Origin of the sequence: Aggregatilinea sp. (genome assembly GCF_036822615.1) — a bacterium.
Classification (GTDB): domain Bacteria; phylum Chloroflexota; class Anaerolineae; order Aggregatilineales; family Aggregatilineaceae; genus Aggregatilinea.
This window is the reverse complement of sequence record NZ_DAISHJ010000079.1, coordinates 17,215-23,657: the sequence shown is the minus strand read 5'-3', so window position 1 is coordinate 23,657 and position 6,443 is coordinate 17,215. Positions and strand designations below refer to the sequence as shown.

At 63.9% G+C, this 6,443-nt stretch carries 5 protein-coding genes and 2 pseudogenes; 3 read left to right on the top strand and 4 right to left on the bottom strand.

All coding sequences use genetic code 11. The annotated features are described in order from the left end of the window. A pseudogene (locus V7116_RS18125) lies at positions 1–419 on the top strand (hypothetical protein); the annotation flags it as partial. Between the two features lie 29 nt (positions 420–448). Here V7116_RS18125 and V7116_RS25865 read toward each other — a convergent pair. From V7116_RS25865 to asnS, 3 genes and pseudogenes are all read right to left on the bottom strand, one after another. Further along, positions 449–544 (bottom strand): annotated as a pseudogene (locus V7116_RS25865) (family 1 glycosylhydrolase); the annotation flags it as partial. 46 nt (positions 545–590) lie between these two features. Continuing rightward, positions 591–1,328, bottom strand: coding sequence for a GNAT family N-acetyltransferase (locus tag V7116_RS18120; protein WP_324393373.1), 738 nt, complete (start codon positions 1,326–1,328; stop codon positions 591–593). Positions 1,329–1,348: 20 nt separating this feature from the next. After that, positions 1,349–2,686, bottom strand: coding sequence for an asparagine--tRNA ligase (gene asnS, locus V7116_RS18115; protein ID WP_324393372.1), 1,338 nt, complete (start codon positions 2,684–2,686; stop codon positions 1,349–1,351). A 238-nt stretch (positions 2,687–2,924) separates the two neighbouring features. On the opposite strand from asnS, the gene V7116_RS18110 reads away from it, so the two are divergent. Together V7116_RS18110 and V7116_RS18105 are read left to right on the top strand one after the other, a co-directional pair. Next, the gene (locus V7116_RS18110) at positions 2,925–3,275 is read left to right on the top strand and encodes a hypothetical protein (RefSeq protein ID WP_324393371.1); all 351 of its coding nucleotides are present in this window, start codon (positions 2,925–2,927) and stop codon (positions 3,273–3,275) included. Positions 3,276–3,357: 82 nt separating this feature from the next. After that, a complete protein-coding gene (locus V7116_RS18105; RefSeq protein ID WP_324393370.1) occupies positions 3,358–3,549 on the top strand; it encodes a hypothetical protein in 192 nt (63 codons plus the stop codon). Positions 3,550–3,766: 217 nt separating this feature from the next. Here V7116_RS18105 and V7116_RS18100 read toward each other — a convergent pair. After that, positions 3,767–6,443, bottom strand: a 2,677-nt coding sequence (locus V7116_RS18100; RefSeq protein ID WP_324393369.1) for a flippase, incomplete at its 5' end; no start/stop codon positions are given.

The window sequence follows — 6,443 nt, the reverse complement described above, 5'->3', positions numbered from 1 at the left end:
CGGCGGAACGCACCTTTCAACTGATGCGGCAGGTCGCGGGGCGCGCGGGGCGGGCAGAAAAGCCGGGGCTGGCGCTGCTGCAAAGCTATCAGCCCGAACATCCGGTGATCCGCGCCATCCTGAGCGGCGAGGAAGAGGCCTTCTGGCGCGAAGAGGCCGCGCAGCGCCGCGCGCAGGGGGTGCCGCCTTTCGGGCGGATGGCCGGGATCATCCTGTCGGGCCCCGATCTGCAGCCGCTGTTCGACATTGGCGCCGAACTGGCGCGGCGCGCGGCGCCCCTGCACCGGATCGGCGCACAGATCTTCGGTCCCGCGCCCGCACCGATTGCCCGGGTGCGCGGTCGGCATCGGGTGCGTATGCTGATCAAGGCCGAGAAGACCGCGCCCCTGCAGGCGGCGCTGGCGGTCTGGTCCTGGTAGATGTGCCCCGGCTGCTGTTCCCACGCGGACCAGTTGCTCGGGGCGGGCTGGCCCTCGACCTGATGCGCGGCGGTCGCCGTGCCCCACAGGAAGTTGTCCGGGAAGTGCAGGGTGAAATCGACCATAACTCGCCGTCCGCCTCAGACTTGCAGCCGCGCCGGAAGAGGTGATTTATTCGCGCTCGCGCTCAAGCGCTTCGGGATGGCCCAGATACACTGCGTCGGCATAGACCTGGCGCGCGCCGGTGCTGACATAGCCCAAGCTTTCCGCCAGACGCAGCGATGGCTCGTTGTCCGATTCGACCAGATAGAGCGGCACGCGCCCTTCGGCCAGCACCAACTGCGTGATGGCCGCCGCGACGCTGCGCCCCCATCCGCGCTGGCGGGCCTGCGCATCGACGTGCACGTAGATCTCCGCGAAGGCCGGGCTTTTCCAGTTCAGCCCGGCGACCGCTTCCAGCCCGTTGGCGCTGATCACGCAGCGCGGCAAGCCGTCGGCGGTTTTACGCGTCTGGACCAGGACGTTCAGTTCCGGTTTGAAGCGCGACACATCCAGGTGATAGATGTTGAGGATACGCTCGTTTTCGACGCGCAGACTGCCGCCCACCAGCGGAAGCTGGTTGGCGTTGGCGAAGAAGATATACGGGCGCCCCGGCAGCAGCGCGCGCGACAGCACGTCGGCGGCGCACGCCGGATCGGTGCAGCGCAGGGTCATCAGCGGGCGGAACAGGTCGATCCCCGTCTGGAATCGACCCGCGAAGCCCACCACCCGCCCCGCGCTGTCCTTCTGAGTGAAGATCGCGGAGCGCTCCGGCGGGTGGAAAAGCGCATAGTAAGCTGTGGGGGCGTCCGCCGCGCTCGAATCATCCAGCAGCAAGCGCACCTGCTTTCGGGCTTCATGAACTGACATAAGGTTGGCCGTTTGACCGGCTATGGGTAGAGCCGGTTCAACATGCGCGCGTACGGGATCGTTTCGCGGATGTGCGGCAGCCCGCAGATCCACGCGACCGTGCGCTCCACGCCCAAACCGAACCCGGCGTGCGGCACGCTGCCGTACTTGCGCAGGTCCAGATACCACTTGTAATTTTCGGGCGAAATGCCGATCTCGTCGATGCGCTGGCGCAGCAGCTCGGGATCGTAAATACGCTCGCTGCCGCCCGTGATCTCCCCGTAGCCTTCCGGCGCGAGCAGGTCCACGCTGCGGCAGACTTCGGGCCGCCCATCGACGGGCTGCATGTAAAACGCCTTCGCCGCCGTGGGGTAATGGTAGACGAACACGGGCCGGTCGAACATCTCCGCGATGGCGGTTTCGTGCGGCGCGCCGAAGTCGTCGCCCCAGGTGATCGCCAGCTCGGCTTTGCGCTCGGGATCGTCGATGGTTTCGATCAGCGCTTGCAGCCGCTCGACGGCCTCGTCATAGCTGATGCGGTGGAACGGCGCTTTGATCGTTTCCAGCCGCGCGACGTCGCGCTCCAGAATTTCAAGCTCCATGCGGTGCTTGTCGAGCACGGCAGCGACGATGGCGCTGACGAACTCTTCTTCCATCGCCATCAGGTCTTCGAGCGAATAGAAGGCCATTTCCGGCTCGACCATCCAGAATTCCATCAGGTGACGGCGCGTCTTCGATTTTTCCGCGCGGAAGGTGGGGCCGAAGCAGTACACCTTGCCGAACGCGCCGATATTGGCCTCGTTATAAAGCTGGCCGGTCTGCGCAAGGTAGGCCGGTTCGCCGAAGTAGTCGATCTCGAACAGCGTCGTGGTGTTTTCACCTGCGGCGGGCGTCAGGATGGGCGTATCGACCAGCAGGTAACCGCGATCGTCCAGCCACGTGCGAATGGTGTGGATGATCGTCGCGCGGATGCGCAGGATCGCCCACTGGCGCAGCGAGCGCAGCCACAGGTGGCGCTGGTCCATGAGGAACTCGACGCCGTGATCCTTGGGCTGGATCGGGTATTCCTCAGCGATCTGGATCGTTTCCAGGTTGGTGATGCCGATCTCGAAGCCGCCGGGATAGCCGGGAGCGCGCTCGTCGCCGCGCACGATGCCGGTGATCATCACCGAGCTTTCCTGCGTCAGCGCACGGGCCGCCTCGAAGACGTCTTCCGGCAGATCCTTCTTGAAGGCGACACATTGGGCGATTCCCGTGCCGTCGCGGACCAGCAAAAATTGCAGGCGGCCCTTGTCGGTCCGGTTGTACAGCCAACCCCGAACGGTGACTTCCTGCCCATCGTATTGGGCGATCTCACCAATTTGAATAAGTGTCGCCACGGATCTTTACCCCTCTATGCTATAATCAAAAAAACAGAGATGATCGGGCGTATTCTAGCCCGGCAGCCAGGGGCGGTCAAGAGTGCCGCAAATCCACCCCCGGATGGTCAAGCTAAAAGATTTTTATAGCCCTCTTGTGATTTATTTAATCTTTGGCGTTAAACTCTTCTCTGTCTAGCCGTAACTTTGTCGTAAGGAATTTGAATAGTGAAGGTTTTTAGGTAAGGAGGCAACCTCTATGGGACGCGCTGCAGCATCATTTTTGGAAATGGAGCTGCGTTCAACCGATACCCGGCGGCATTGGTCCCCAACGTCGCAAGCCTATGCTCCTGCCGACGTGCTGATCCAATATCTCAACGAAGACTGGCAAGTTAGCCCGGTCGTGGGGTTGGAAGAGCACTGGCACGCAGGCATCCGCCGTGTTGATGTATATCATTTTGAGCTGGCTAAAGAAGAGCAAACTTTGGTCTTGCCCGTGCAAAGCAATCCGGTTGTACGCCGCTTGATCACGCAGCGCTCACTGAAGGTCGTGCTGCTCAAACGCGATAACATCAAGATGGCGAGCGAAGAAGAGGCCCGCACCCGCTAGGGCAGCCGGTTTCCGCAGGTAACCTGTTTTGCAGCGAAAATCCGGTCTTGTGGCCGGATTTTTCATTGAAAGGTGAAGCACCATGAGCGATAAATCACGCACAAGTGACGAGCAATCCGGAATAGCGATCGGGGTGGCGCTGGGGCTGGCTCTGGGCGCTGGCCTGGGACAGGCACTGTTCAACGACGTTGGCGTTGGCATTGGCGTCGGCCTCGCGCTGGGCGTCGCCATCGGCGCGGCGATCGACGGGCAGAAGAAGAAGGACAGCGAGTAGCAGGGGAGCGGTTAGCCAGGAGCCAAAGAACAGCGAACGTAGGGGCAATTCATGAATTGCCTGCGCCGAACGAAAGTCATGTGTAGGGGCGTATTGCGATACGCCTTTTTTGATCCGCATCCCGCACAGGGCGGAAAATGGGCAGGGCAAGCTCCGCCCGCTGTGCGCAAAGCCGGGTAGGGCAAGCCCTACCCCTACGGTGATCGACATTGAGTGCTTAGCCGCCGACCGCGATGCGTCGCCGCAGCGGACCCGGCAGCAGCGGCGCGATGCGCGCCAGCTCTTCGGGCAGGAAGGGCCGCAGCGCGAGCAGCGTCACGACGTACACCACCGGCGACGCGGCCAGCGCCAGCAGCGGCGCGAGACTCCACAGCCCCCACGTGATCGCCGCCAGCACGATCCCCGCGACGGCCAGCCGTCCCAACATGTGCCCCCAGCCCAACGATCCCAACTCCTGCCGGATGATCCAGTAGAAGCCGACGAACAGCACGCCCTCGGAGAAAATCGTGACAATCGCCGCCGCGCGGTAGCTGTAGGCGGGCAGCAGCAGTATGTTGGCGGTGAGGTTGAACACTACGCCCGCCACGAACGCAAACGTCAGCGTGCGCTGGCGATCCAGCGCGACGATCACGTAGTTGGTGACGCTGTTCATCCAGCCGATCAGGATGCTCCAGATCATGAGCTGTAACGCGATCGCGCCCGCGGGCAGATATTCCGCGCCGCCCAGGAAGTGCACCAGCGGCTCCGCGATGAAGGTCGTGATCACGGCGACGGGCAGCGCCACCATCAGCAGCAGCTTGACCGCCAGCGTATAGTTGCGCTTGAGCGCGGCGCGATCCTCGTGGGCCTGCCGCGCCATGACCGGCAGCAACGCCATCGTCAGGAAGGCGGGGATGATGTTCAGCGCGTCGAGCCACTTGTACGCGGTCGAGTACTGACCGACAACCGTGTTGCCGTTGATGGCTTCCATCAGCACCACGTCGATCTTGAAGAAGACGGTCGCCAGCAGGTGATTGATCATCAGCGGCCAGCTTTCGCCCATCATGTGCCGCATCAGGGCGTGATCGGGCCGTCCCCAGAACTGCCCCCGAATTAGCGGGCGGGCCAGCCACGCCAGCACCGCAAACGTGATCAGGTTGGTGGCGACGGCCCCACCCGCCAGCCCCTCGACGCCCCACCCGAGCAGCAGCGTCGCCAGGCCGATGGTGACTTTGGCGATGGTGCTGACGGTGGTGATCGCCGCCGGGAACTCGGCTTTTTCGAAGGCGTAAAACAGCGCGGTCAGGCCGGTGCTGATGCTGCCCGGCAGCAGCGCGACGTACAGCAGGATGATGGCGACGACCGCCTGCGTTTCGAGCGGCTCGCTCACCGTCCGGTCGCGCACGACGAAAAACAGCACCAGCAGCGGGATGCCGATCACGACCAGGGCCAGCCGCAGCGCGGTCGTGTTGAGCAGATAACGCCCGGCGCGGTCGCGGTCGCGGGCGACTTCACGCGTGAGGAATGTGTTCAGGCCAAAATTGGTCAGGATGTCGAACCAGCCGAAGATCACGATCGCGTAGTAATAGACGCCTGCGTTCGCCGGGCCGAGGATGCGCAGCATGATGAACGCGAACGCAAAGTCGATGACTCGGTTGAACAGGTTGAGCACGATCGGCGCAAGGCTGTTTTTGGCGATGCGTTTGGCGCTGTCGGCCTCGCCGTCTTCGCGGTAGATGCGCCGCCAGATCCACAGGATCAGCATGAAGACGATCAACATGCCGCTGATGAACGATCCGAACGCGCCGATCTGGAAGGTCGGCGGGCTGAAGCGGAACCGCACGGTCCACGCGCCGGGGGCCAGCCGCACGCCGCGGAAGTTGCCATCCACCAGCCGGATCTCGACCTCGTCTTCCTGGTCCTCCGCTGCGCCCTGGGGACGCACGAAGGCTTTCCAGCCGGGATAATACGAGTCGGCCAGGACCAGCCACGACGCCTGATCGACCGACGCATCGACTGTGACCTCGATGCTGCCGTAGGCGGTGATCGTCGCGGGAACCGGATCCGCTTCCTGCTCGGCGGTGGGCCAGTCGTAGACCACGTCGCAGCCGGAGCCGCCGGGGAAGCCTTCGATCACCACACGGCGCGGGTCGGCGGTGAAGTCGGGACTCTGTACGATGGTGCCGAAGTCGTCCGGCGCGCTCCCGCACAGTTCTTCGGTCAGATCGGTGTAGGGCAGCGTGTAGGTGCGCGGCAGGGCGTCCAGGTTCTCGTAGATGCGCACCGCGCCGTCGTCGTACACCAGCGTGTAACCGAGTTCCTCGGCGCGGGCGGCGTCCGCTTCGGCATTGCCGTCGGGATCCAGATACCAGTCGCTGACCACGTAGCGCACGTCGAGCAGGTCCAGCAGCGGCGAGGCCAGCGCGTCCTTATCGTCCCACTGGATCGGGTCGATGCGGTTGTAGTCCAGCCCGCCCTGTGGCGTGATCAGGCGCATGTAGTCCGCGTACTGCTTAGGGATCAGGCTGTCGTAGCCGCGCGCGTCCTGCAAGCCGTACTGCCACGTGCTGTTGGCGTGCAGCGGGTGCTCGCCCTGGTCGAGCGTGGTATAGCGGAAGGGGCCTTCCGCCGCCATCTTGTCTTGCAGCCACGCGACCGAAGGCGGCGTGTAGTCGAGCCAGTCGGGATCGGCGGCGGTGTTGAAGTTCCACCCGGCAGCCAGCAGATCGACCGCGATCACCGCGACGGCCAGCGGCTGCCACAGCGGCACGGTCCGCAGACGGCCCGGCAGCGCCCAGCGCGCGCGGCTGAGCAGGATCACGATCCCGGCGGCGGCGGTCGCCAGCCCGAAGTACAGCACGTTCCAGAACTCATAACTGTAAAAGCCACGCGCATCGCTCGCGGATGCATCCGGG